Source organism: Planktomarina temperata RCA23 (assembly GCF_000738435.1).
In the GTDB taxonomy this organism is placed as follows: domain Bacteria; phylum Pseudomonadota; class Alphaproteobacteria; order Rhodobacterales; family Rhodobacteraceae; genus Planktomarina; species Planktomarina temperata.
On the sequence record NZ_CP003984.1, the window covers coordinates 44,818 to 67,301 of the forward strand.

Consider the following 22,484-nt stretch of genomic DNA (forward strand, 5'->3'; position numbering starts at 1 on the left):
TATGACGACAGAGACCAGAACAGATCACCCGCTCATATGGGCTCATGCCAATACACCCGCGGCGGTAGATGCGGTCCGTGAGGTCTTGATGCGCGCGAAATTGAGTGAGCCAACACTATCTTATGTTCTGACGGCCCCAGACTCGGAGGTGACTTATGCGCCCGATGTTGTGGTTTTGGATGAGGCAGATTCTCAAGCGGGTTTGGCTTGGTTGTCACAGAGCTCTCCGGATCTGTGTCTCTGGGCGGAGGCCAGCGTTGCCTCTGCATTGTTTGGATTAAACCATCGCCGGTCAATCCCGACCCTCTTGATCAATGCTGAAACCCGACCCCTGTGGAGCAGAACCTGGCTTTGGCGAAAGACAATCGCACGGCAGACTTTGAAACCTGTGTTCTATGCTTTTGTTGCCTCAGCTGCGTCAACGGGGAGTCTGCGAAATCTTGGCTTGCCTGCCCGCAATATAGAGGTCCTAGGGCCACTTCTTGGCGGTGTCTTGGCGCCAGGCTGTGATGAGAGTGAACGGGACCGGATTGGCGAAATTTTGGCGGGGCGGCCTGTATGGTTTGCGCATAGGGTGCCCCACCAGGAGATGCGCGTGGTGATTGATGCCTTTATGCAAGCCCAGCGCAAGGCCCATCGGATGCTCCTGATTTTGGATTTTCTTGATCCTGCAGGCACAGAGGATTGCCTGGCGCTCTGTGCTGAGTTGGGATTGACCGTACATGCACGGGCCGAGGAGGGTGAGCCCGACTCGCGGACCCAAGTCTTTCTCGCGGAATCGGGTGAAGACACGGGCCTTTGGTATCGGTTGGCGGCACTTGCATATATGGGCGGGAGCCTGACGAGCGGCGATGTGCCCAACCCAATGGTGGCGGCCGCTTTAGGGAGCGCAGTTGTGCACGGGCCTGCTATTGGCCAAAATCAACATGCCTATGATCGCTTGCGGGAGGCCGGAGCCACGCAGCCTTTGGAGACGGCACAAGATTTGAGCCGCCGCGTGGCGGCGTTGATGGAACCTGACCAATGCGCCGAGATGGCCGCGGCGGGTTGGGAGGCTGTCTCAGAAGGGGCAGAGGTGACGGATCGTTTGGTGGAGATAACCTTGCAAAAACTGGGTCTTGGGGAAGCGCAACAATGATACGCACGCCGCAGTTTTGGCATCAACCGCCGGGGGTCTTGGCTTATGGTCTATGGCCTTTGGGCTGGCTCTATGGTGCGGCAACGGCTTGGCGGCAAAGCCAGGCGTCGCAGGCGCATCATGCGCGCTGCCCCGTGATTTGTGTTGGAAATATCAATGCCGGCGGCACGGGAAAAACCCCCGTGGTTATTGCATTGGCCGAGCATCTGACGGCGCGTGGCCGGAAGGTTGTGGCCTTGTCGCGCGGCTATGGCGGCACTGTCGCCGCGCCAACTTTGGTGATCCCAAAAACACATGGGGCGGGGGAGGTGGGCGACGAACCTTTGCTGATTGCTGCCTTTTGCCCTGTGGTGGTGGCGCGCAAAAGAGCCGAAGGTTTGGCCCTAGCTTTGGCGCAAAACCCAGATGTAATTTTGATGGATGATGGCTTCCAAGATCCCTCTGTGCACAAAGATTTTTCGATCGTTGTCGTCAATGCCGCCCTTGGATTTGGCAATGGGTTTTGTGTGCCGGCCGGCCCGTTGCGAGAGCCCCTGGCCAAGGGTTTGGCGCGTGCGGATCTTTGCCTGTCAATTGGTGAGGCGGCAGCGCAGCGGCGGTTTGAGGCTTTGGGGCCAGACCATGCGCATTTGCGGGTTGAGGGCCAGATCAAACCATTGCTGACAGGCATGCCATGGCAGGGGCTACCGGTTTTTGCCTTTGCCGGGATTGCCCATCCAAAAAAATTCTTTGCCACCCTGCGCGATCTTGGCGCCAATGTTTTGGGCTGTGAAGCCTTATCGGATCACGAACCGCTGTCGCTGCCCTTGATGAAACGGCTGGCTGCAAAGGCGCGGTCGCTGAATGCGCAGTTGGTTTGTACAGAAAAAGATGCGGCCAGGTTACCGGCTCAATATCAAAGGGATGTTTTGGCCTTGCCCGTGCGGCTTGAGATCCAAGATTGGTCCAAGATCGATGAAAAACTCATCAACCTTGGACTTTGATTTTATTGAGCATCGAGAATTTTTTGCAACTCTGCGTAGGACATATTGGCATATTTCACACCATTGATGATGAAAGACGGGGTGGAAGAGATTTCATCTTCGGCCCGGTTCGTCTCATACCAAGCCACCAGGTTTTGTGCTTTTTCCCCATCGGTAAAGCAGGCCTGAACATCTTCTTGCGACAGGCCGGCGGTAATGCCAATGCGGCGCAAATTCTCTGCAATTTCGGCCGGGGTGCCTTTGGTCCATTCGAATTGCTTGGTGTAGAGAAGATCTGAGATGGCAAAGAACTTATCAGCCCCGCCGCAGCGTGCGACGATGGACCCCCAGAGGCCATAGCGGTCAAAATAGATCTCGCGATAAGTAAAACGCAGTTTGCCCGTGTCGATATAATCCGCTTTGAGTTTTTGAAACACATCCTTGTGGAAAGTGCGGCAATGGGGGCAGGTGTAGCTGGCATATTCTGTCATCTGAATTGCCGCGTCTTCGGCGCCAAGTGTCATCTCGAGAATAGAGGATGTGTCAATCTCACCGGCCTCTGTTGCATTGGCGGCACCAAAGCCTGGGGCCGTTAGTCCAGAGGGCGTGGGTGCCTTCACCGTATAAGCACCGATGCCCAAGGCGATTACAAATACCAATCCGATCACATAGGTCTTTTTCATCTCAAGATCTCTTTTCATGTTTCATAATGTTTTCACCGAAGGCTGCCAAAGCTGCTCTTAGGCCGTCGTCTTTGATCTCGCAAGCAATGGCCTTGGCTTTTTGAGCCGTGGCGGGGCAGGGCGCTGGGGGCGCAGTTTTCGGCAAGGCTCCAAACCGGGCTTTGCCGTCAGAAAATCCGATGGGGGCTGTTTGGGTGATGCGGATGCGGGAAATCGCGTTGTAGCCATAGCAGGCATTCACCTTCTCGCGCAGTTGCGGCACTTGCATGGCCAGCATTTCAGCCTGTGGGCCAGTGGTCAGGACAACCAATGTCGCACCAAACCCCTTTTGCGCATAGCTGACTTTCACCGGTGTGCATATTTCCGCGATAGGTGCACCAACAATTTCCGACCAATGGGTCAGCAGCCGTGTGATTGCAAAACCACGCGATTCACCTGCATTTCGAAGTTTTTGCTCGACCAAAGCCGAGGTGCGCCGAAAGCCCGCTCTGCGTTTTTCAGATCCGCTTGCATTTTTTTGCATCGATTTTGCTGACTCTTCCTGATTTACCCTATTTTACCTGAAGCCGGGCGCAACGCCACCACTTTTGTAGAAAGCTACTCAAACTTGTGTGATTTCATGAATTCAACTGAGCTTTTGAACTGGTATGATCTCCATGCACGGGAGTTGCCTTGGCGGGTCAGCCCGGCCGCGCGCGTGGCCGGGCAGCTGCCCGATCCTTACCGTATTTGGCTCTCTGAAATTATGTTACAGCAAACCACTGTGGCGGCGGTGAAGGCCTATTTTTTGAAGTTTACAGCGGCATGGCCCACGGTGGTGGATTTGGCGGCCGCTGAAGATGCCGATGTGATGGCAGCTTGGGCGGGGCTGGGCTATTATGCCCGCGCGCGCAATTTGTTGAAATGCGCCCGCGTTATTGTGGCGGAGCATGGTGGACAATTCCCGGCAAATCGCGCGGCCTTGCAAAACCTGCCGGGCATTGGCCCCTATACCAGCGCCGCTATCGCTGCGATCGCATTTGATCATGCGGAAACGGTGGTGGATGGCAATGTTGAGCGGGTCATGGCGCGTTTGTTTGATCTCCACGCGCCGCTTCCACAGGCGAAGGGCGCGCTGACGTCCTATGCCGCCAGTCTAACCCCCCCGGCGCGGCCCGGCGATTATGCACAAGCGGTGATGGATTTGGGCGCCACGATTTGCACACCAAAATCACCGCGCTGCGCCCTTTGCCCATGGCATGACATTTGCGCGGCGCGAAAAGCAGGCACTGCGGCGGAATTGCCGAAGAAATTACCAAAGGTGAAAAAGCCCACGCGCTTTGGGACCGCTTATGTTGCGCGGCGCAGCGACGGGGCTGTCTTGCTGGAGCAGCGCCCAGAGCGCGGCTTGCTGGGCGGCATGTTGGGCTGGCCCGGCAGTGAATGGCGCGAGACGCCGCTGGATGCGATCCCTCCGATCCAGGCAGACTGGGTAGAGGCACCGGGTGAGGTGCGCCATACATTCACGCATTTCCATCTGCGTCTGCGGGTGATGGTGGCCCAGGTTGATGCCCCGCAAACCAATCAAACATTCACCGCCGCTGAGAACTTCCGCCCGGCAGATCTTCCCACCGTTATGCGCAAGATTTGGAGCATGGCAGAGGCAGAGACCTAGCCGGTCTTGTCAGGTAGAACCTCAAACCTTAGTCTGAATCATGGGCATAGATTTTTAATGTGGCATCATTCCGGGCCGCCTTTGTGCTGAAAAGATATTTTTTGCCCCGCGTTGGCGCGGTATTTTCGACTTAAGGGCCGTTATGTGCCTGAGATTTAAAGGATTGAACAATGGCTGATCTGAGCCTGACGCCGGAGATTGGGCAATGGCGCAAGGTTTTACCCTTTTGGGTGTCTTATTTGCTGTTCCCTTTGATCTGGGCGAGCGCGATTCTGGGCGGCTGGTGGGTATTGCTTGCCCCGGTGCTGGCTTGGTATTTGTTCTCACTGCTTGACTTGGCGTTTGGTCTATCTCACGCCAATGAGGATCCGGCAACGGATGTCTCGGCTTTGGCAGGTTACCGATGGGCCACTTTGCTTTGGGCGCCTTTGCAGTTTGTCAGTATTTTTGGCCTATTGATCTATGTCTCGCATTCGGCTCATCTGAATTTTTGGGAGCAATTGGGGCTTTTTTACAGTTTGGGCGTCATGTCTGGTACGATTGGCATCAACTATAGCCATGAAATGATGCACCAAAAAACTGCGGTTGAGCGCTGGATGGCAGATCTGCTTTTGGCGATGGTGCTGTATTCGCATTTTCGCAGTGAGCATTTGTTGGTGCATCATCTCTATGTCGCAACCCCGCGGGATCCGGTCACGGCGCGCTATAATGAGAGTTTCTACCGGTTCTTTCCCAGGGTGCTGAAGCAGTGCTTTTTTTCTGCCATAAGCGCCGAGAGGGCCATGCTGCGCCGGGCCGGGCGCGGGTTTTTCCATCCAAAGAACCCGCTGTTGCGATATGTTGTGTTGCAGGTTGGCTTTGTGCTTTTGGCCTTTGGTATCGGCGGTTTTGCCGGGGCGCTCCTCTTTGCCTTTCAGGCTTTTGTTGCTGTTTGGCAGCTGGAACTGGTCAACTATGTTGAGCATTACGGGTTGACGCGCAAACATTTGGGCGATGGCATCTATGAGCATGTCTTGCCGCGCCATTCATGGAATGCGGCACATCGGGCGTCCAATTGGTTGCTGATCAATCTGCAACGTCATTCTGACCATCACTATAAACCAGACCGCCCCTATCCTTTGCTGCAAACCTATGCGCCTGAGGAGGCCCCGCAATTGGCCTTTGGGTATCCGATTATGGCCATGATGGCGATGTTTCCTTGGCGGTTTCGCCGGTTCATGAATCCAAAGGTGCAGCGCTGGCGGAAAATGTATTATCCGGAGATTGCGGATTGGGCTCCGTATAACACGGCTACAAATCCGGCGCCGCGATAAAAAATGCCCCACCAGAAGGGCAGGGCATAAGGTGGCGCTTGGCATAGAGATGCAAGCACAGGCGAAACTTGTGTGTTCGGATGGATTTAGTTGGGGCGTTGACGCATTTCCGAGCGAATTTGTTGGCGCAGAAGATCTATAGAGACCGTTTTGCCATCGCGGCGGAAGTTCCAATAAGACCACCCGTTGCAGGACGGTGCATTTTCCAGAACCGCACCCACTTGATGGATGGAGCCAGCGGCCTCGCCGCTGACCAATGTGCCATCGGCGCGCACTTTGGCCTCTTTGCCGCGTGGGCTGGTGAGCACTTCACCCGGCCGCAACATACCGCGCTCGACGAGCTGACCAAAGGCGACCCTGGGTTCTGCACGTTTGGACAGGCTGACGGCCAGGGCGTCGCTGTCATATTTGCGCAGGTTGTCGATCCGCTTTTGGGCAACTTTGCGGTATGCCTCTTCGCGCTCAATTCCGATAAAGTCACGGCCCAGCATTTTTGCCACAGCGCCCGTCGTGCCTGTGCCAAAGAATGGATCGAGCACCACATCGCCGGGGTTGGTGGTCCCAAGCAGAACCCGGTGCAGCAGGCTTTCTGGTTTTTGCGTCGGATGGGCCTTGTCACCGTTTTCATCCTTTAGCCGCTCATGCCCGTTGCAAATCGGCAGCACCCAATCGCTGCGCATTTGAATGCCTTCATTCATGGCTTTGAGCGCTTCATAGTTGAACGTATATTTTGACCCTTCAGCTTTGGATGCCCAGATCATGGTTTCATGCGCGTTGGTAAAGCGTTTGCCGCGGAAGTTTGGCATGGGGTTTGACTTGCGCCAGACCACATCATTCAAGATCCAATAGCCCGCATCTTGCAAGGCTGTGCCGACCCGGAAAATATTGTGATAACTTCCAATCACCCAGATCGCGCCATTGGGCTTGAGAATGCGCCTTGCCGCTTTCAGCCAGTTGCGGGTGAAGCTGTCATAGGCTGCAAAGCTGTCGAATTGATCCCAGTGATCATCAACTGCATCCACCTTGGAGTTGTCCGGGCGGTGAAGATCTGACTTGAGCTGTAAGTTGTAGGGCGGATCGGCGAAGATAAGATCGACGCTGTTTTCCGGGAGTGTGTTCATGACATCGATGCAGTCGCCATCGATAATTGTGTTCAGCGGCAGCCCATCGACTGCCGATTCATTTGGTTTTTGATTCATTTTTCTGCCTCTGCCCATGGTGCATTTTCGCACTCGTTGGTTGAGCATAGGATGAGTCAGGAACGATTCGGCGTCAATTTCTTTTTCTTATCAGCAGTTTAAATTTTTTCCTTGATACAAGATATTGTGTACCGGTTTGAAGGTTCGTCTATGGTGTGGGGTCACCCCGAAATCTTGGAGGGCTTTTAGATGCTGTGCTGTCGGGTACCCGGCATTTTTTTCCCACCCATAACCGGGAAACTGTTGCGCTAAATCACACATGACCAAATCACGCCTAATTTTTGCCACAATTGACGCGGCCGCAATCGACACTGACAGAGAGTCCCCTTTGACCAAAGCCGTGGCGGGAATTCCAAGATTGCGTGGAATGATATTGCCATCCACCAGAACGTGATCTGGTGTTTGCTTCAACCCTGCCACAGCGCGTTCCATTGCCAGATGCGCGGCCCGCAGGATATTGATCTGCTCAATCTCACGTTCTGAGGCACTGGCCACCGAAACATCCGCATGGGCCAGAATGCTCTCAAGCAAGGCATCGCGCTTTTTGGCGGAGAGTTTTTTGCTGTCGTTCAATCCTATGGGGATATGTTTTGGGTCCAAAATAACAGCGGCCGCAAAGACAGGGCCGCTGATCGGGCCGCGGCCGACTTCATCGACGCCGGCAATCACCTGGTAGCCTTGCGCCTGAAGAATGCGTTCATGGCCATATGTTGGCAATTGTGTCATGGCCTCTCAATACGCCCATTCGATCTGATATGCCATTGCGCAAAAGTTTTTGATGAAAACGGGTTGGTTGCCGGGTCTCATGCTCTATAGGTAATCGGAATTAAATTTGAACGGAGCTGCACGCATGTCCTTCACCCTGGCCACTTGGAATATTAATTCGGTCCGCCTACGCGAGCCGATTGTTTTGCAATTGCTCCGCGAGGAGGCGCCCGATGTCTTGTGTTTGCAAGAGTGCAAAAGCCCGGTTGAGTTGATCCCAACCGCAGGTTTTGCAGACTTGGGGTATCCCCACATGGTGGCGCGTGGTCAAAAAGGATATAATGGTGTGGCCATCTTGTCCAAAATTCCGCTGGAGGATGCGGGGAGTTTGGATCTGGCACAACTGGGGCATGCCCGGCATGTGGCGGCCCGTTTGCCCAATGGGGTGACCATCCACAATCATTATGTACCTGCTGGAGGCGATGTGCCGGATCGGGCGCAAAATGAGAAGTTTGGACAAAAACTCGATTATCTCACCGAGCTGCGCGATATTTTTGCGGCACAAAAACCTCAGCGGTCCATCCTGGTGGGCGATTTGAATATTGCCCCTCGTGAAGATGATGTGTGGGATCACAAGAAGCTGCTCAAAATTGTCAGCCATACGCCCATAGAGGTGGCGCATCTCAATGAGGTGATGTCTGCAGGCCATTGGGTGGATGTGACCCGGCAGGATATTCCCGATGGCTTGCTCTACAGTTGGTGGTCCTATCGGGCCAAAGATTGGGATGCAGCGGACAAAGGGCGCCGCTTGGACCATGTCTGGGCCACATCCGATATTTCTGCCGCGGCGCATTCCAGCCGGGTGCTGCGTGAGGCGCGGGGGTGGGAGAAACCCTCCGATCATGCGCCCGTTTTTGCCAGCTTTGATCTGTAAGGGCTCTTGGCAAATGCCATTGAGACACTCATATAGAGCCTAACTTTAAAGGAATTTACCATGTTGGAACTGAACACTGCCGCCCCGACAACCGACGCCGGCGCGTTGATCAAAGACGGATCAGAACAGAGCTTTATGCAAGATGTGATAGAAACATCGCAGTCCGTGCCGGTGATTGTGGATTTCTGGGCGCCATGGTGTGGGCCGTGCAAAACTTTAGGCCCGGCTTTGGAAGCTGCTGTGACGGCGGCGCAGGGTGCCGTGCAGATGGTGAAGCTGAATGTCGATGAAAACCAAGCCATTGCTGGTCAGCTGCAAATCCAATCCATTCCAACCGTCTATGCGTTTTGGCAGGGAAAACCGGTTGATGGCTTTCAAGGTGCGGTGCCCGGGTCGGAAATCCAAGCCTTCGTGGATCGTGTGTCCACTATGGGCAATGGTGCTCCAGACGGCGGGCTTGCCGATGCTTTGAGCGCGGCCCAAGAGATGCTGGCGGATGGTGATATTGAAGATGCCGCACAAACTTTTGCTGCGATTTTGGAAGAAGAACCTTCAACGGTGGGCGCCTATGCTGGCCTGGCGCAATGCTATCTCGCGCAGGGTGATTTGGAGCAAGTAGAAGCGACCCTGAATGGGGCTCCCGCAGAGATCAGCAAGGCACCCGAGCTTGAGGCGCTTTATGCGCAACTCGAGCTGGCCAAGCAAGCGGCAGGGGCCGGACCGTTGGGCGAATTGCAAGCTGCGGTTGAGGCAGAGGGTGATAATCATCAAGCACGGCTCGACTTGGCCATTGCGCTCCACGCGGCGGGTGATGCGCAGGCGGCGGTGGATCATCTTTTGGAGCTGTTCCGCAGAGATCGAGAATGGAATGACGCTGCAGCAAAAACCCAGCTTTTTACTATTTTTGATGCATTGCCCGCGAATGATCCCGTTGTTTTGAACGGGCGTCGTAAACTATCGTCTTTAATATTTGCATGATGCCCAAGCCGAGCTAGCTAAGACTGATGACCTTTAAATTCGATATGCCCGATGTGATCCCCGTTTTCCCTTTGCCCGGGGCGCTGCTTTTGCCGCGTGCGAAACTGCCATTGCATATCTTCGAGCCGCGCTTTCTCAGCATGATTGAGGATTGCATGAAAACCTCGAGCCGATTGATCGGCATGGTGCAGCCTTATCAGGCGCGGGATGGCGAGACACGGCTGCATTCTATCGGCTGCGCTGGGCGGCTGAATCAATTTTCGGAAACCGAAGATGGCCGCTATATGGTCACGCTCTCTGGCATGAGCCGGTTTCGGATCAAAGATGAGGTGGAAGGGTTCACCCCATACCGCCGATGCCATGTGTCCTGGGCCGGTTTTGAGCGCGACTTGGGCAAGATTGAACGAGACGAAAACTTTGATAGAGCCAGCTTCATGGCCGCGTTGAAACGCTATTTTGATGATCGGCAGCTCTCGACCGATTGGGACACGATGCAGGAGGCAGATGATGAGTTGCTGATCAACTCATTGTCCATGCTTTGCCCGTTTGAACCCGAAGATAAACAGGCCTTGCTCGAAGCGCCGAGCCTCAGCACCCGGCGTGAAACATTGACCACATTGCTTGAATTTGCCCTGCGCGGTGGGGCTGATGAGGATTTCTTACAATGAGTGACATAGATGGAAAAATGTTGGAGGCGCTGATTTGTCCCCAAACGGGGGGGCCTTTGATCTATGATGCAAGCGCTCAGGAGCTGATTTCAAAATCTGCACATTTGGCCTATCCAATTCGCGAAGCTATCCCGATCATGTTGGTGAGCGAAGCCCGCGAAATTGATGAGCCTAATCCTTAAAGAGGCTCACCCCTCAGCAAGCGCGGTGGATCTCCCGCGGCGCCTGCGGCTGTGGCCACAAAACCTGTCCGCAATTTGGGCGCGGCATTGATGAGCCCCATGCCGAGATCACGAATGCCGCGCAAAATCGGATTGTTGTTTGAGAATAATCTGTTGAAGCTGTTGGTCGCTGTGCACAGCAGAGCGTTATCAAATCCGCGCCATTTTTGGTATTCGGCAAGCGTGGTATGAATGCCAAGATCCTGACCTCGGCGCTTGGTGTCGCAAAGCACCTCGGCCAAAGCTGCGACATCTTTAAAGCCAGAATTGAGCCCCTGCCCGGCAATCGGATGCACCGCATGGGCAGCATCGCCGATAAGAGCAACCCGAGTGGCAATCATGCGATGGGTTGTGGACAGCGACAAAGGGTAGATATACCGCGCGCCTGCCAGAGAAATCTCACCAAGAAAATCGCCAAACCTTGGGCGCAGGATGCTGAGATAATCCTCATCACTCAGGTTGTGAATGTCTTGCGCGACCTGTCGTTGTTCGGTCCAGACAATGCCACTGCGATTTTGCGTTAGGGGCAAGATGGCCAAGGGGCCAGAGGGCATGAAATATTGATGTGCAATTCCGTGATGTGGTTTTTCATGGGCGATGGCACAGACCAAAGAGGATTGGTTGTAATCCCATCCTGTGCGCGTCAGACCGGCCATCTTGGCGGTGCGTGAGCTGCGCCCGTCAGCCCCGACCAAAACTGCAGCTGTAAGCGGGGGATGCCCTTCAACGGTGACGGTGACATGGGTGGAATGGACGGTTTGTCCGGTGATGGTCTGTCCGGCCCGGAAGACCACATTGGAGGCCTCCACTGCCTCTGCCAAATGCGCCCGCAGGTGGCGATCTTCCACCATATATCCCATCGGACCTTGACTGAAATCTTCATCGCCAAATTGCATTACAAAGGGCGAAGGGGTTTCGCCGGCAGCGCCATCGCTTACTTTGATCTCCAGCATGGGCTCGGCGTGATCTGCCAGATCTTCCCACAGTCCCAGCGCGTCGAGCATATTTTGACTGGCGGCGGAAAGCGCATATGAGCGCCCATCAAATTTTGGGCTTAGACTCTCTTGTGGCGCATAGGCGTCTATCACCACGGTTGTGATGCCCGCGCTGTCCAGGGCCAAAGCCAAGGTCAGGCCGTTGAGCCCACCACCCGCGATGATAACGTCATAATCCATAGGTAAGACATGGGGCAGAGAAGGGATATTGTCGAGGGGGTGCGACATCGTTAGCGTGGCGGTGAAGCAGGAGGATCAGAGATGCAACGATGGTTAACCATGAGTGCCGCAGCCTTGGGCCGCGCAATTGCCAAGGGTGATATAGACCCCGTCGATCTGGCGCAGACCTATCTTGATGCGATTGATGCCCATCCTTTCAGATCGCGCATTTACACCATAGTGACGCGCGACCGGGCCTTGGCTGAGGCGCAGGCGGCGTCTGAACGGGCGCGTCTGGGACAACGCAAATCTGCGCTCGATGGGGTTCCGGTGTCTTGGAAAGATCTGTTTGACAGCGCAAATGTGGCGACAGAAGCCGGCAGTGTTTTGCTTGAAAATCGTACGCCGACAGCGGATTGCGAGGTGCTGCGCTGCGCCACCGAATTGGGCTTGGTTTGTTTGGGGAAAACGCATCTGTCCGAGTTGGCCTTCTCAGGTTTGGGGTATAACCCCAGAACGGCGACCCCGCCTTGTGTGAATGATCATGACGCTGTGTCAGGCGGGTCTTCATCTGGAGCGGCTGCTTCTGTGGCCTTTGGCTTGGCGCCCTTGGCGATTGGATCTGACACTGGGGGCTCGGTGAGGATCCCGGCCGCCTGGAATGATTTGGTAGGTTTGAAAACCACGAGCGGGCGCTTGTCGTTGGAGGGGGTGGTTCCGCTTTGCGCGCGCTTTGACACGGTTGGGCCGCTGTGCCGTTCGGTTGAGGATGCGGCTTTGGCGCTTGCGGCTCTAGAAGGCAGTAAACCCGCGGATCTGACCAACAGCACATTGGAGGGGCGGCGTTTGGCGATCTGTGACACAGTGGCTTTGGATGCGCTGCGCCCGGAACCGCGCGCCGCTTTTGACAAGGCGATTGACCGTCTGCGGGCGATGGGCGCTGTGGTCGAGCGGGTTGACATTCCGCAGGTGGAGGAGGCTTTGTACCTGTCGGGCGTTTTGTTTGCGGCCGAAGCCTATGGCACCTGGAAAGATACAATAGAGGCCAATCCAGACCTCATGTATGAAGAGATCTTGATGCGGTTTCGAGGTGGGGCGGATGTTTCGGCGCCAGATTATGTTGCGGCTTGGCAAAAGTTAGACGGGCTGCGCGCAGACTACTACGCGGCAACCCGAGAGTTTGATGCAGTTTTGATGCCCAGCTCACCGATCCTTCCGCCAAATATGGAAAGATTGGCACGGGATCATGACTATTATGTGGCGGAGAACCTGCTGGCGCTGCGCAACACCCGCATTGGAAACCTAATGGGCGCATGCGCTTTGACGCTGCCGACGGGCGTTCCGTCATGCGGCCTCATGATGGTTTGTCCGCCGATGCAAGAACATCATCTGCTCCGATTGGGCGCTGCGGTGGAAAATGCGTTGGCTTAGTGATGGTTTTGATTTGCAGTGATCGTCTGGCTGGCTTACGCCTAATCGCAAGAGGAGACAGTTCATGATGCCCACCCGTTTTGATGCTTTGCCGACCGCGACTTGGCCGCGTCTGCGCAATTTGTTGGATGGTCACGCAGCGGGTGGCCCGGTCATCAATATGACCATCGGCGAGCCAAAACATAAATTTCCCGATTGGGTCGGACCGACATTGGTTGAGGCGATGGAGGGGTTCAACAGCTATCCGGACAATAATGGCACGCCCGAATTGCGCGGGGCAATCACTGGATTCTTGCAGCGACGCTACGCGATTGATTTGGACATGGACAATCAGGTTATGGTGCTCAATGGCACACGCGAAGGGTTGTTCAATGCGGTGGTGGCTCTGGGTCAGACGGGGTCCAAAATATTGATCCCAAACCCATTTTATCAAGTCTATACGGTCGCTGCTATGGCGATCGGGGCGCAATCGGTGTATTTGCCAGCGCGGGCAGAAAGTGGATTTTTACCGGATTTGGATGCGTTGACGCCCGAAGAGCTCAACCAAACCTCGGTCTTTTTTCTATGCTCACCCTCTAATCCTCAAGGCGCTGTTGCATCGGAGGCCTATTGGTCGCGACTGCTGACGCTGGCGGAGACTTATGATTTCAAAATTTTTGCAGATGAATGTTACAGCGAGATTTACCGGGCTGCCCCGCCGCCCGGTGCGTTGCAGGTGGCGGCGCAGATGGGGGCAGATCCGGAGCGGGTGGTGGCCTTTCATTCCTTGTCGAAACGCTCGAACCTTCCGGGGTTGCGGTCGGGCTTTGTGGCGTCGGGACCTAAAAACATCTCACGAATCAAACAGCTGCGCGCCTATGCTGGCTGTCCGGTGGCTGGACCTATCCAGCATGTTTCTGCTAAGGTGTGGTCAGACGAGGATCATGTTGTTGCTAATCGGCAACTGTATTGTGGCAAATTTGAGGCGGCAGATCGTATTTTTGCCGGAATTCAGTCCTATAATTCGCCACAAGCTGGGTTTTTCTTGTGGTTGCCCGTCGAAGATGACGAAGCCGCTGCGTTAAAACTTTGGACCGAAACGGGGTTGCGGGTGCTACCAGGATCATATCTGGGGCAAATCGCAAATGAGCAGAACCCTGGGTCTGGCTACGTTCGGGTCGCTTTGGTGGCTCCAAAAGAAGAAATGCAGCGCGGATTAACCATTTTGCGTGACTGCCTATATAAATGATGTTGAGGTACATATGGCTTATCCAACCCGCGGACGCGATCCGTTTTTGGACGCAGGGACACAGGCTTTTTTAGAAAGACGCGGCGTTGAAGCGCTCGGTTTGTTCGTTTCGGCGGTGGGCGTGGCCTTTGCCCTGGCTTTGGCCAGCTATGCACCTGAGGATTCTGCTTGGATTTCTGCTGGTGGTCCGGAAATTCAAAATTGGCTTGGGCAGATTGGCGCCATCGTCGCGGCGCCCCTCATTAAGATCATGGGTCTCGGCAGCTGGAGTATTGCACTGACATTTTTGGCATGGGGCCTGCGGTTGATCGCGCATACCGGTGCGGAGCGCATGGCCATGCGCCTGATCTATGCACCAATTTTTTGGGCGCTGTGTGCCCTTTACTCCGCAACCCTCACACCTATCAGCAGCTGGTCCCATAGTTTTTCAATGGGCGGCTTGTTCGGTGACACGGTGCTTTTCATGATTTTGCAATTGCTGCCGGGGTCGGTGACCTTGGGTGCAAATATCGTGGCTTTGGTTTTGGGCACTTTAGTCGTGATCCTGGGCGGCTATGTGACTGGGTTGATCTTTGGCGAAATTAAAACCTTTTTTCGTGTCACCAGCTTGCTGTTCAGCCGGCTTATCCTGGGATTGGTTTTCATTTTGGCGCGTGGCTGGAGCGGGCTGCGTAGCCGTCAAGAGCGCCGCGCCTCTGAACGAAGTGATCCGACTATGGATCCCTTGTCGCAGAGTGAAGCGGAGCGTGTTGCATCTGTGATTAGAGCCAATCCCGTGATGCCGAGTGCGCCTGTGGGTCCTGCCTTGCCGGCGCAACCGCAGCCTAAATCACTTTTCGCGCGGGTCCTGAAGCGCGGGGTCGCCCCAGAGTCTGCGCAATCCCCGATGGAGCCAGTTGTGGAGAGCTCTTTGGGTGGGGCGATTGATCCAATGCAGGATCGTATTCGTGGGAAAATTGTCGAGGCTATTCGGTCGCGCGATCCGCAAGCGGCCATAGCAGCACAGGGGCAAACTCCCATTGTCACCGCCAAACCCGGTCGGCCTACGGGTCCTGTTCCGATAATATTGCAGCATCCTGCGCCTGAAGCGCCTTTTATGGAGGATGAAGCTGAGAGTTTTGAGGAGCGCCAGCCGGCTGCTGTGCAACCTGACTATATGGCCGAGCCCCCGCTCACCGCTGCGCATAAGCAGGTGGTGCAACATGGCGTGCGTCGGGCCATCAAACCGTCCAGCCAAGCAATCGCTGAAGCGCAGCCAACTTTGGATCTGGAACCGCAAGCTGCGGATCCAACATATGAAAAACCGCCTCTGAACCTGTTGATGAGCCCATCTTCCGTGGAGCGGCATGTCTTGAGTGACGATGCGTTGGAAAGCAATGCGCGCATGTTGGAAAGCGTGCTGGATGATTACGGCGTCAAAGGCGAGATCGTCAGCGTGCGCCCCGGCCCGGTTGTGACAATGTATGAATTGGAGCCGGCCCCTGGCTTGAAAGCAAGCCGGGTGATTGGTCTGTCGGATGATATTGCGCGCTCTATGTCCGCCCTCTCAGCGCGGGTGAGCACAGTGCCGGGCCGGTCGGTGATTGGGATTGAGCTGCCCAATGAAAGCCGTGAGATGTGTGTTCTGCGTGAAATTTTGTCCGCACGTGATTTTGGTGATGCGAATATGCGTCTCCCCTTGGCGCTTGGCAAAGATATCGGTGGCGAGCCAATTGTGGCAAACCTCGCAAAAATGCCGCATTTGCTGATCGCTGGAACCACGGGTTCCGGAAAATCTGTTGCGATTAATACGATGATCCTGTCTTTGCTCTATCGTTTGACGCCAGAAGAATGCCGGATGATTATGATTGACCCAAAAATGCTGGAACTCAGCGTTTATGACGGTATTCCCCACCTCCTCAGCCCCGTTGTCACAGATCCTAAAAAGGCGGTGGTGGCATTGAAATGGACTGTCGGGGAAATGGAAGAGCGGTATCGCAAGATGTCGAAAATGGGTGTGCGCAATATAGATGGCTACAACAGCCGCGTTAAAGATGCCCAGGCCAAAGGAGAGATGTTCAGCCGCACGGTGCAAACAGGCTTTGACGAAGGCACGGGCGAGCCCCTGTTCGAGACCGAAAAGTTCAAGCCGGAAACACTGCCCTATATCGTTGTTGTTGTTGATGAGATGGCGGATCTGATGATGGTTGCGGGCAAGGAAATTGAAGCCTGTATCCAACGCTTGGCGCAGATGGCGCGGGCCTCAGGCATTCATATTATCATGGCGACCCAGCGCCCGTCTGTGGATGTGATCACCGGAACAATCAAAGCCAACTTCCCAACGCGCATCTCATTTCAAGTGACCTCAAAAGTCGACAGCCGGACCATTTTGGGCGAAATGGGCGCAGAGCAGCTTTTGGGCATGGGCGATATGCTTTACATGGCCGGTGGCGGTAAAGTCACGCGTGTGCATGGCCCCTTCTGTTCTGATGAAGAAGTGGAAGACGTGGTTAATCACCTCAAAACCTTCGGTCCGCCAGATTACCTGTCTGGGGTTCTGGAGGGTCCGAGCGAGGGGGCTGAGAGCGATATTGATGCGGTGCTTGGCCTCGGTGGCAATACGGATTCGGAAGATGCGCTCTATGACACCGCCGTGCAAATCGTGGCCAAAGATCGCAAATGTTCCACCAGCTACATCCAGCGAAAACTGGCGATTGGTTACAATAAAGCCGCGCGGCTTGTGGAGCAGATGGAAGAGAATGGGCTGGTCAGCGCCGCAAATCACGTGGGTAAAAGGGAAATCTTGATGCCAGAGCACAATTGAGCAGGTGCTGCGGTGACGCAATCGTGATGCGGGCGGGCTTCCCGTCTTTTTGGAAACAGGCTAGGATTGTGACATGAGACTCATTTCTTCCCTTTGCGTAATATTGGCCAATCCAGTTGCAGCTGAAAAAATCAGCCTTAATGAAATATCTTCTTATTTCAATGATATGGTCACGGCAGAAGCCCAGTTTTCGCAGTTCTCTGATACGGGGGAAACCACGACAGGGCGGCTGTATATTCGGCGGCCGGGTCGCATTCGTTTTGAATATGACCCGCCAGACGCAACTTTGGTTGTGGTGGGCGGCGGTCAGGTGGCCGTCTTCGATCCGAAATCCCGCGATGAGCCGCTGCGTTTTCCCCTGCGCCATTCCCCGCTGAATCTGGTTTTGGAGCGGGAGGTAGATTTGGCGCAACGCGATATGGTGGTCGCGCATTTCGAGGCCGGATCTGAAACTGCCGTGACGCTGCAAGACCCGGAAAACCCCGACTATGGGTTCATTCAGCTGATTTTCACCGACAACCCGGTGCAGCTGCGCCAATGGGTCGTGCAAGACAATTCCGGTGGTCGAACTCAAATCGTCCTAGACAGCCTGACCGAAGGCGGCCGTGTGTCGAATGTGCTGTTCAACATCCAATATGAGATGCAAAAACGCAGCGAATGAGCTGTGACCAGGGTGGATTATGACCCGCGTCCATTGATTTGCAAAAACTTTTGAACAACCCATTTCCGTATGGAAATGGCGCTATGCAGAGGTGTTTTTGTTCACATCAAGGCTTGGCGATTCAACCTGCCGCCTTTCATGATCCTGTGGTTTGCGGGTAACTGTGGCCCCTATCCCTTGCCACAGCTGATCAATTGCCGCTTATACATCGCCGCCCGGCGGTCGAGGCCATTTGCGATATTTACCAGCCAGCGCTTGGATTTATAAGATCCCCGGCGGTACCCTGTTCGGCCTTCGTGATAGGCGAGGTATTGGTTGCGGGTGTCGGACATGGCAATGCCTAAAGAGCGGCGGCTTTGCGCCATATACCAGCCCATGAAATCTGCGGCATCACGGATATTTGTGCGGCTGGCCCCCCAGCGTCCGGCGCTTTTCTTATATTCTTTCCAAGTGCCATCCAGCGCCTGGGCATAGCCATAGGCTGAGCTTTGACGGCCGGCGGGAATGATCCAAAGTTTGTATTTCTTTGGCGTCTTGGCGTTGGCTTTGAATTTGCTTTCTTGCCAGATGATCGCCATTTGTGTCGAAATCGGTACGCCATATTTGCGCTTGGCGGCACGAAAGGCTGGCAGGAAGCTGCGGCGCTGGTCCAATATCGAGCAGGCGTTGTCCAAATTCCGAGGCGGATTTTTATTGCCTCCAGAGAAAGAGCACCCCGCAAGAAGGGTGATCAGAACGAGGCTGCGAAGAATACTGCTCATGGTTGTGGCCGCTTTTTGTTAAATTGCCTAAGTTTTGCGAATATCAATAGCGTTACTTCGTAAATTTTGCAATGGTGCGGCGGTTTTGGACGCCTGTCGCCTATCTGCGGAATTATAGCACGCAGTGGCATCAATTCTGCGTGACCGCATAGACATTTTGATCCAAATCCGCGTAAAAGGAGGTTCAATGAATAGGTGACCTGTGCAAGCTGAAGCGAAATATCATTTGGGCCAAATCGTGCGGCATAAGAAACACCCGTTTCGCGGGGTCGTTTTTGATGTGGATCCAGAGTTTTCCAATACTGATGAATGGTATGCAGCTATTCCAGAAGAGGCACGGCCGGTGAAGGATCAACCCTATTACCACTTGTTGGCCGAGAATGATCAAAGCTATTATATTGCCTATGTGTCCGAGCAAAATCTTGTGGCCGATATTTCGGGGGACCCGGTGGATCACCCCGATATTGAGGATATCTTCGGCCCGTTCGAAAACGGCGCCTATCCTTTGCAGTTTCAGCTAAATTAATAGCCCAAGGCGCAACCGTCTTTGCGGGGGTCAGATGCGCCTTGCAGCACCCCATCCGCTCCGATCAATATTGCCTGAGCGCCGCCAATCGGCCCGGTAGGTATTTCGACCTTATGGCCCATTTCTGACAGCTCTTGAGCGACCTGCGGCCCATATCCGCGCTCAACTTTCATCGTGCCTGCGTCGGAAAAACAGCGGGGTGCGTCAATTGCCTTCTGTGGGTCCAAGCCAAAATCTACCATGTTTGATAGAAAACGCGCATGGCCGTTGGATTGGTAGGAGCCGCCCATAACCCCAAAGGGCATGGTGATCCTCCCTCCTTCGGCCAGCATACCGGGGATGATGGTGTGCATAGGGCGCTTGCCGCCGGCCAGCTCATTAGGGTGGCCCGCCTCAAGCGAGAAGCCCGCCCCGCGATTTTGAAATAAGATTCCAAAATGGTCTGACGCGAGTCCAGATCCAAAGGCATGGAAGATTGAGTAGATCAATGAAACGGCCATGCGGTTTTTGTCGACAACGGTGATGTAAATCGTGTCTTTATGAATCGCTTCTGACAGCCCATGAGGATCTGCCATGGCGCGGTTGGGGTGGATTAATCCAACCAGCTGCGCGGCGGTTTCGGGTGCCATCATATGATCGACACGGCTGGCATAATCCCCATCGGCTATAAAGCGATTGCGCGCATCATAGGCCAGTTTGGAAATTTCAGCTTCGATATGGGCCCGTTCTGTCCCAAAGGGCGCCATGGCGGCGATGTCAAAATGCTTCATCATATTGAGCATCAAAAGCGCCGTTGCGCCTTGACCATTGGCCGGATGCTCCAGCATCTCAATACCCTTGTAGGAGGCGCGCAATGGTGTGCCGTAGGTGGATTTGGTCGCGGCAAAATCTTCAAGACTGTGACAGCCCCCCGCAGCGCGCAGGCTCGTTTGCATATCTTCGGCAACAGCGCCGGTATAAAACCCATCGCGGCCTTCGGAGGCCACGCGCTCGAGAACTTCCGCCTGCCCGGGCGCGGCGAAGAGCTGCCCAATTTTCGGCGCAGCGCCAGCGGTTAGATATTTATCGCGCGCGGATCCTTGCAGCGCTTGCGTGTTTTGCGCCCAATCAAAGGCGACTTTTGGGGCAACTGGCACGCCCGCGCGGGCATAGTGAATGGCGGGTGCTAGGGTGTCTTTTAATGGCAATGCGCCGAAATCTTTTGCCAGGGTGCAAAATCCGTCTATCGCGCCGGGTATTGTCACGGCATCGACGCTGTGCAGCGGCACCGTGCCATGGCCCGCATCTCGCAGGGCGGCTGCATTGGCAGCCACCGGCGCGCGTCCCGATCCGTTGAGGGCGACAACGTTTGCGGTTGGATCCTTTTGGATCAGGGCAAACATATCTCCGCCAATGCCAGTCATTTGTGGCTCACAGATGCCTAATAAGACCGCCGCTGCAATTGCTGCATCCGCCGCGTTACCGCCCGCTTTCAAGATATCAATCGCTGTAGCGGCGGCCAAAGGGTGAGAGGTCGCGACCATGCCGTTGGTTGCAAAGACGGCCGATCGGCCGGGAAGGTGAAAATCGCGCATGTGCTGTTGAGCCTTATAAATTGAATTTATCCAAACATAGCGGATAATGCGGCGGAGGCGAGGGGGCTGTGCCGGGTTTATGATTTTCTGATGCAAAGCCTTGCCCCCAAGGCATTGGGCGCGTCATAAGTGGGCAGCAACTGTTTCAAAGAGGCGCGTTATGGAAGATGTTTATATCGTAGGAGCGGCCCGCACGCCGATGGGTGGGATGCAGGGGGCTTTGGCCGATGCATCCGCGAGTCAGCTGGGCGGTGTCGCGATTGCAGCGGCGCTTGCTGCCGGCGACGTTGCACCGGGTGATGTGGATGAGTTGCTTATGGGCTGCGTCTTACCCGCTGGGCAGGGCCAAGCGCCAGCCCGACAAGCGGGATTTGCTGCGGGATTGGGAGAAGATGTCCCCGCAACCACGATCAACAAGATGTGTGGCTCGGGCATGAAAACCACCATGATGGGGTATGATCAATTGGCGTTGGGTCACGGTCAGGTGATGGTCACGGGCGGCATGGAAAGTATGACCCAAGCGCCCTACCTTTTGCCCAAAATGCGCGGTGGTGCGCGGCTGGGACATGGCCAAGTGCAAGACAGCATGTTTCTCGACGGCCTTGAGGATGCTTATGACACAGGGCGGTTGATGGGCACTTTTGCTGAGGATTGCGCGATGCATTTTCAATTCTCACGCGCCGCACAAGATGCTTATGCGCTGCGCTCCCTCGAGCGGGCGTTGGCCGCGCAGGCTAGCGGCGCGGTCGCGGCCGAAATTGCCCCGGTGACAGTGGCGGGGCGCAAAGCGAAGGTTGAGGTTGCCATGGATGAGCAACCCGGCACTGCGCGGCCAGATAAAATTCCACATTTGAAACCCGCGTTCCGTGAGGGTGGCACGGTGACGGCGGCCAATTCTTCGTCGATTTCTGATGGGGCGGCGGCCTTGGTTTTGGCCAATGCCACTGGTCTTGCGGCCTATGGCTATACCCCGCGGGCGCGCGTAATGGGCCACGCCAGCCATGCACAAGCGCCCGGTTGGTTTACCACCGCCCCCGTGCCAGCGGCCCGAAAACTGTTGGATCGTCTCGGCTGGAGCGTTGCGGATGTAGACTTATGGGAGGTCAACGAGGCCTTTGCTGTGGTGCCCATGGCCTTTATGCATGAGATGGAACTTTCTCCGGATGTTGTAAATGTCTATGGCGGTGCTTGCGCTTTGGGTCACCCGATCGGCGCCTCGGGCGCGCGAATCTTGGTAACCTTGCTAAACGCTTTGGAACGGCATGATCTCAAGCGCGGTGTTGCGGCGATTTGCATCGGTGGAGGCGAGGGCACTGCCATTGCCATTGAACGCATGTAAAGGCCGCGGATATGGCACGGGTAAATTATGAAGACTTGAGCAAAACCATCGCAAGCCTTTGTGCTGGCGAGGACGATGTGATTGCCCTTATGGCCAGTGTGGTCTGTGAGCTGCATCACAGCGATGATCGCTTCGATTGGACGGGGTTTTATCGTGTAACCGGACCGGAAATGCTCAAGATTGGCCCCTATCAAGGTGGGCATGGTTGTCTGCAAATCCCGTTCTCACGCGGAGTTTGTGGGGCAGCGGCGCGCTTGAAAGCCACGCAATTGGTGCCGGATGTAGAGGCCTTTGAGGGCCATATTGCTTGCGCCAGCTCGACTCGATCTGAGTTGGTTTTGCCCGTGTTCAACAGCGCCGGTGATGTGATGGCTGTGCTCGATATCGACAGCGATCAACCTGATGCATTTACCCACGAGGATGCAAAGGCTTTGGAGGCCATTCTGGCTTCGGTTTTTAGCATGTAAACACCCGTGAAAATTTATTGCTTTTTTTCATGGCTTCTGCCAACCATAAATTTGAGAATGAAAAAATGCTGGAAAATTTCACGCA

Annotated in this window: 22 protein-coding genes; 15 read left to right on the top strand and 7 right to left on the bottom strand. The window is 55.0% G+C overall.

Annotated features, from left to right (window positions below; translation table 11 throughout):
- Position 1 precedes the first annotated feature (1 nt).
- Complete coding sequence (locus RCA23_RS00205; RefSeq protein WP_052376951.1) at positions 2 to 1,138, top strand: 3-deoxy-D-manno-octulosonic acid transferase; 1,137 nt, start codon at positions 2 to 4, stop codon at positions 1,136 to 1,138.
- Positions 1,138 to 2,121 carry a tetraacyldisaccharide 4'-kinase gene (gene lpxK / locus RCA23_RS00210; protein ID WP_044051138.1) on the top strand — a complete coding sequence of 328 codons (984 nt, stop codon included), beginning with the start codon at positions 1,138 to 1,140 and terminating at the stop codon, positions 2,119 to 2,121. Before RCA23_RS00205 ends, lpxK begins: the two co-directional genes overlap by 1 nt.
- Positions 2,122 to 2,123: 2 nt before the next feature.
- Here lpxK and RCA23_RS00215 read toward each other — a convergent pair whose 3' ends face one another.
- Both RCA23_RS00215 and RCA23_RS00220 read right to left on the bottom strand, forming a co-directional pair.
- On the bottom strand, positions 2,124 to 2,783 hold the full coding sequence (locus RCA23_RS00215; protein ID WP_044048436.1) for a DsbA family protein: 660 nt from the start codon (positions 2,781 to 2,783) through the stop codon (positions 2,124 to 2,126).
- 1 nt (position 2,784) lies between these two features.
- Positions 2,785 to 3,306, bottom strand: coding sequence for a DUF721 domain-containing protein (locus RCA23_RS00220; RefSeq protein WP_044048439.1), 522 nt, complete (start codon positions 3,304 to 3,306; stop codon positions 2,785 to 2,787).
- Between the two features lie 96 nt (positions 3,307 to 3,402).
- Between RCA23_RS00220 and mutY the strand changes: the two genes are divergently transcribed.
- Both mutY and RCA23_RS00230 read left to right on the top strand, forming a co-directional pair.
- Positions 3,403 to 4,437: an A/G-specific adenine glycosylase gene (mutY, locus tag RCA23_RS00225; protein ID WP_044048442.1), complete on the top strand. Its 1,035-nt coding sequence runs from the start codon at positions 3,403 to 3,405 to the stop codon at positions 4,435 to 4,437.
- Positions 4,438 to 4,607: 170 nt separating this feature from the next.
- Positions 4,608 to 5,750 (top strand): alkane 1-monooxygenase, encoded by a 1,143-nt coding sequence (locus RCA23_RS00230; RefSeq protein ID WP_044048444.1) that lies wholly within the window; start codon positions 4,608 to 4,610, stop codon positions 5,748 to 5,750.
- An 86-nt stretch (positions 5,751 to 5,836) separates the two neighbouring features.
- Here the strand turns inward: RCA23_RS00230 and RCA23_RS00235 are convergent, their stop codons facing one another.
- Both RCA23_RS00235 and rnhB read right to left on the bottom strand, forming a co-directional pair.
- Positions 5,837 to 6,949, bottom strand: a complete 1,113-nt coding sequence (locus RCA23_RS00235; RefSeq protein WP_044048447.1) for a site-specific DNA-methyltransferase — start codon at positions 6,947 to 6,949, stop codon at positions 5,837 to 5,839.
- Positions 6,950 to 7,039: 90 nt separating this feature from the next.
- Positions 7,040 to 7,675: a ribonuclease HII gene (gene rnhB, locus RCA23_RS00240; protein ID WP_044048449.1), complete on the bottom strand. Its 636-nt coding sequence runs from the start codon at positions 7,673 to 7,675 to the stop codon at positions 7,040 to 7,042.
- A gap of 124 nt (positions 7,676 to 7,799) precedes the next feature.
- Here rnhB and RCA23_RS00245 point away from each other — a divergent pair, with 124 nt between their 5' ends.
- From RCA23_RS00245 to RCA23_RS00260, 4 genes are read left to right on the top strand one after another with little or no spacing between them, the layout of a single operon-like run.
- Positions 7,800 to 8,588: an exodeoxyribonuclease III gene (locus tag RCA23_RS00245; protein WP_044048452.1), complete on the top strand. Its 789-nt coding sequence runs from the start codon at positions 7,800 to 7,802 to the stop codon at positions 8,586 to 8,588.
- Positions 8,589 to 8,648: 60 nt separating this feature from the next.
- Positions 8,649 to 9,566, top strand: coding sequence for a thioredoxin (gene trxA, locus RCA23_RS00250; RefSeq protein ID WP_044048455.1), 918 nt, complete (start codon positions 8,649 to 8,651; stop codon positions 9,564 to 9,566).
- Positions 9,567 to 9,592: 26 nt separating this feature from the next.
- On the top strand, positions 9,593 to 10,234 hold the full coding sequence (locus tag RCA23_RS00255) for an LON peptidase substrate-binding domain-containing protein (RefSeq protein ID WP_044048457.1): 642 nt from the start codon (positions 9,593 to 9,595) through the stop codon (positions 10,232 to 10,234).
- The gene (locus RCA23_RS00260) at positions 10,231 to 10,416 is read left to right on the top strand and encodes a Trm112 family protein (RefSeq protein ID WP_044048461.1); all 186 of its coding nucleotides are present in this window, start codon (positions 10,231 to 10,233) and stop codon (positions 10,414 to 10,416) included. Before RCA23_RS00255 ends, RCA23_RS00260 begins: the two co-directional genes overlap by 4 nt.
- Here the strand turns inward: RCA23_RS00260 and RCA23_RS00265 are convergent.
- Complete coding sequence (locus RCA23_RS00265; protein WP_081870850.1) at positions 10,413 to 11,630, bottom strand: FAD-dependent monooxygenase; 1,218 nt, start codon at positions 11,628 to 11,630, stop codon at positions 10,413 to 10,415. The genes RCA23_RS00260 and RCA23_RS00265 overlap by 4 nt on opposite strands.
- Before the next feature lie 81 nt (positions 11,631 to 11,711).
- On the opposite strand from RCA23_RS00265, the gene RCA23_RS00270 reads away from it, so the two are divergent.
- The 4 genes from RCA23_RS00270 (at position 11,712) to RCA23_RS00285 (ending at position 17,732) form a co-directional block, all read left to right on the top strand.
- Positions 11,712 to 13,040 carry an amidase family protein gene (locus RCA23_RS00270; RefSeq protein ID WP_044048465.1) on the top strand — a complete coding sequence of 443 codons (1,329 nt, stop codon included), beginning with the start codon at positions 11,712 to 11,714 and terminating at the stop codon, positions 13,038 to 13,040.
- A 64-nt stretch (positions 13,041 to 13,104) separates the two neighbouring features.
- On the top strand, positions 13,105 to 14,268 hold the full coding sequence (locus RCA23_RS00275) for an aminotransferase class I/II-fold pyridoxal phosphate-dependent enzyme (protein ID WP_044048468.1): 1,164 nt from the start codon (positions 13,105 to 13,107) through the stop codon (positions 14,266 to 14,268).
- Positions 14,269 to 14,281: 13 nt separating this feature from the next.
- Positions 14,282 to 17,071, top strand: a complete 2,790-nt coding sequence (locus tag RCA23_RS00280) for a DNA translocase FtsK (RefSeq protein ID WP_044048471.1) — start codon at positions 14,282 to 14,284, stop codon at positions 17,069 to 17,071.
- Between the two features lie 73 nt (positions 17,072 to 17,144).
- A complete protein-coding gene (locus tag RCA23_RS00285; protein ID WP_044048474.1) occupies positions 17,145 to 17,732 on the top strand; it encodes a LolA family protein in 588 nt (195 codons plus the stop codon).
- Positions 17,733 to 17,902: 170 nt separating this feature from the next.
- On the opposite strand, the gene RCA23_RS00290 is transcribed toward RCA23_RS00285, so the two are convergent.
- A complete protein-coding gene (locus tag RCA23_RS00290; protein WP_044048477.1) occupies positions 17,903 to 18,493 on the bottom strand; it encodes a transglycosylase SLT domain-containing protein in 591 nt (196 codons plus the stop codon).
- Between the two features lie 202 nt (positions 18,494 to 18,695).
- On the opposite strand from RCA23_RS00290, the gene hspQ reads away from it, so the two are divergent.
- Entirely contained in the window at positions 18,696 to 19,019 is a 324-nt protein-coding gene (hspQ, locus tag RCA23_RS00295; protein ID WP_044048482.1) for a heat shock protein HspQ, read from the top strand.
- Here the strand turns inward: hspQ and RCA23_RS00300 are convergent.
- Positions 19,016 to 20,593 (bottom strand): gamma-glutamyltransferase family protein, encoded by a 1,578-nt coding sequence (locus tag RCA23_RS00300; RefSeq protein ID WP_044051139.1) that lies wholly within the window; start codon positions 20,591 to 20,593, stop codon positions 19,016 to 19,018. The two genes, hspQ and RCA23_RS00300, sit on opposite strands and share 4 nt — an antisense overlap.
- A 160-nt stretch (positions 20,594 to 20,753) precedes the next feature.
- Between RCA23_RS00300 and RCA23_RS00305 the strand changes: the two genes are divergently transcribed.
- Together RCA23_RS00305 and RCA23_RS00310 are read left to right on the top strand one after the other, a co-directional pair.
- Positions 20,754 to 21,932 (top strand): thiolase family protein, encoded by a 1,179-nt coding sequence (locus RCA23_RS00305; protein ID WP_044048484.1) that lies wholly within the window; start codon positions 20,754 to 20,756, stop codon positions 21,930 to 21,932.
- A gap of 11 nt (positions 21,933 to 21,943) precedes the next feature.
- Complete coding sequence (locus RCA23_RS00310; protein ID WP_044048486.1) at positions 21,944 to 22,399, top strand: GAF domain-containing protein; 456 nt, start codon at positions 21,944 to 21,946, stop codon at positions 22,397 to 22,399.
- Positions 22,400 to 22,484: the final 85 nt, after the last annotated feature.